Source organism: Flavobacterium salmonis, from assembly GCF_903819435.1.
Taxonomy (GTDB): Bacteria; Bacteroidota; Bacteroidia; order Flavobacteriales; family Flavobacteriaceae; genus Flavobacterium; species Flavobacterium chungangense.
Genome location: NZ_CAIJDP010000034.1, coordinates 1 through 3,572 on the forward strand (window position 1 = coordinate 1; position 3,572 = coordinate 3,572).

Consider the following 3,572-nt stretch of genomic DNA (forward strand, 5'->3'; position numbering starts at 1 on the left):
ACTAGAATGGCCATTGCCTACCCAGGTCATCAAAACAGAAAAGACCGATGACGGTAAAAGCATCATCTCAGAAACCAATTATACTTACAATGCAAAGGATCTGCTTGCATCTACTTCCTATAATGTAGATAATTCCACAATAACTGAAAAATTGAAATATCCTTTTGAGTACACCAGTGATGCTGTAAATCAGGCTATGACAGCCAAGAACATGATAGGTCAGCCCATTGAAACAATTAGCTTAAAAGACAATGTTGTCAGAGGGGCAACTAAAACGGAGTATTCTAACAGTTCAGGGCTCTACCAGCCAAAGACAATTTACAAGGCAGAATTTGACACTCCCGTCTCTGAGGCCATTTTTAATAATAGCAGCACATCATTCTACAAACCCGTTCTGAACTTTGACTCCTACAATGCCAAAGGGAACCTATTGCAATTCAAACCCGCTAATGGCATGCCGACCTATTATGTATGGGGCTATAAGGAGCAATACCCCATAGCTAAATTAGAGAACTTTACATCCTCTGATGCTTCTGCCATACAAAGCTTTATAACAGCTGCTGTAGATGCATCGAACCTCGATACTTCACCAGCCTTGGAAGACGCATTGCGTGCTGCATTGGCCAGTTTAAGGAGCGCCGCACCAAATGCGATGGCAACCACCTATACCTATGATCCACTGATTGGGGTAACAAGCATAACGGATACTAAAGGGTATACGGTGTATTATCAATACGATAATTTTAACAGATTAAAACAGGTAGTGGACTCAGCGGGTTATATAGTAAGCAAAAACGAATACAATTACAAACAATAATGGTGCCCATGAAAAAATTGCTATATATCTTGACAGGTATTATATTGCCATCAGTGGCTCTGGGGCAGACAATTGCCAGAAACTATGTCAAATCAGCGGCCTTTCAGGTCGAAACAACCACAGGAAGCGTTACAAATGACCAAAAGATAGAGTCTATCAATTATTTTGATGGCCTGGGACGTCCTTTGCAAAATATCGCAAAACAAGCCGGTGGCAATAAACAGGATATCATTACCCCTATTGCATATGACTTGTTTGGAAGACAGAAAAGAGAATACCTGCCCTACTCCAGGGCATCCAGCAGCCTGAGTTTTGCAGATAATCTTATGCCTGATTCCTATGGAAATATAATAGCACTCAACTACTTTTATGCTAATAAATATCCGGATGATTTCGCAGGATTATCTATCAAGGAAGTCAACCCGTTTTCTGAAAAAAGTTTGGAGGCATCCCCTCTGAACAAAATCATGAAAGAGGGCGCCCCGGGTGCACCCTGGAGAATAATCAAAGGTATTGATGCTGATCACTCTATTAAATTTGAGAATAACGCAAATGACCAAAATGATTATGTAAGGCGTTTTAAGGTATCTTTTACAGCTGGCAACAGGCAAAATCCCAGTCTGGAAGATACAGGCACTTATGCTTCTTTGCAGCTATATAAGACAATAACCAAAAATGAAAATTGGGTTGCCGGAAAAAACAATACCACAGAAGAGTTTAAGGATAAGGAAGGACGCGTCGTGCTTAAAAGGACTTACGCAAATTACACGGATGTTGGCGGGCAGGTAATTGCCAGTACAATATCCCATGATACATATTATGTGTATGATGTTTATGGCAACCTTACCTATGTAATTCCTCCTAAGGGGTTTGGCACAAATCCTGGCTCAACAAGCACGGGGTCAAATATAACCTCGGCAGCAGTAATCAATCCCGGGGGCACATTACAGCTAACTGCAGGCATTTCTATTACATTATTAGAAGGGTTTCATGCACAAGCAGGCAGTACCTTCTCTGCTGCTTTGCAAAGTACTCCTGAAAACGGGCTAAATACTATTGATCAGGACGTTTTAGATAATTTATGCTATCAATATAAATACGACAAAAAAAACCGACTCATTGAAAAGAAATTACCCGGAAAAGAATGGGAATACATAATTTATGATGCTCTTGACAGGCCTATCCTTACCCAGGATGCCAACTTAAAAGCAAGCAATAAATGGCTCTTTACAAAACATGATGCTTTTGGCAGGCCTGTTTATACCGGCGAATATGTAAATGCAGTAGAAACCACACGTGCTTTGGTACAAAATTTAGCTGACAATAGTGCCGTTATATTTGAGAATAAGACAACGGCTGCTATAAATATAAACGGGACCAATGCAAATTATACCAATGCTGCTTTTCCCTCTACAGGCATTGATTTGTTTACCATTACCTACTACGACAACTATCTAAATTTTGACTTAGATCAAGGGGATGCTGTGGCTTCCTACGGTAAAACCCCCATTATCAATCCTAAGGGATTGACTACAGCTACCAAAATTCGTACTTTGGGCACCTCACTATGGACAACTACTGTAAACCATTATGACAGCAAAGGGCGAGAAATTTATACTCATAGCAAAAACAACTTCTTGTCTGCTGTAAGTACTGTAAAAAACAATCTGGACTTTGTAAAAGTGATAGAAACTACCACTACACATAAAAAAGGAATAACCGATATTGCAATTGTGGATACTTTTACTTACGACCATATGGGCAGGCTGCTCACTCAAAAGCAAAAAATAAATACGCAGCCACAGGAAACCATTATTGCCAACACCTATGATGACCTGGGGCAGTTAATAACAAAAGTTGTTGGGAACGTACAGACCGTCAATTATAGCTATAATGTCCGTGGCTGGCTTAAAAACATTAATGACATCAATAATATAGGAACCGATTTATTTGCATTTCAGATTAAATACAATGATGTCGATGATAGCAATAAAAAATTGTTTAATGGCAATATAAGCCAGACACTTTGGAGAACAGCCCATACTGATACCAGTATAAGAAGCTACCTATATAGCTACGACGCCATGAACCGTTTGACGGCTGCCACTGACAATTTAGGACGCTACAACGAGAATCCTACTTATGATAAGAATGGAAATATCATGAGGATGCTGCGAAATGGAAACACCATCCCAAATACGCCAAATTATGGAACTATAGATAATCTCGCCTACACCTATGATGATGGAAACAGGCTGCAGAAAGTCGAGGACAGCTCAGCTAACATTCAGGGGTTTACTAACGGAAACAGTGCAGCAAGCTTTGACTATGATTATGATGACAATGGAAATATGATAAGAGATGCCAACAAAGGAATAACTGCTATTTCCTATAATCATTTAAACCTTCCAGTTCAGGTAACCCTATCAGCAGGAAATATTAATTACAAGTATGACGCCACCGGAACAAAACAAAGAAAAATCGTAAACGGCATTACCACCGATTATGCAGGGGGCTTTCAGTATGAAAACGACAACTTGCAGTTCTTTCCAAATTCTGAAGGATATGTCCGCTATAATGCAGGAGTTTATGAGTATATTTACCAGTACAAGGATCATTTGGGCAATACCCGCTTAAGCTACAGCAAAAACCTGAACATCATAGAAGAAGATAATTATTATCCTTTTGGCCTAAAACAAAGCAGGCATGACAACGTTGTAAATACTCAAGGTAACGCAACTGCTCAAAAGTATAA

General features: G+C 39.7%; 2 protein-coding genes. Both read left to right on the plus strand.

Going from position 1 to position 3,572, the window contains the following annotated elements:
• On the plus strand, positions 1-817 hold an 817-nt coding region (locus FLACHUCJ7_RS00200; protein ID WP_180907460.1), incomplete at its 5' end, for an RHS repeat domain-containing protein.
• An 8-nt stretch (positions 818-825) separates the two neighbouring features.
• The coding region (locus tag FLACHUCJ7_RS00205) for a DUF6443 domain-containing protein (RefSeq protein ID WP_230408763.1) at positions 826-3,572 on the plus strand (2,747 nt) is incomplete at its 3' end.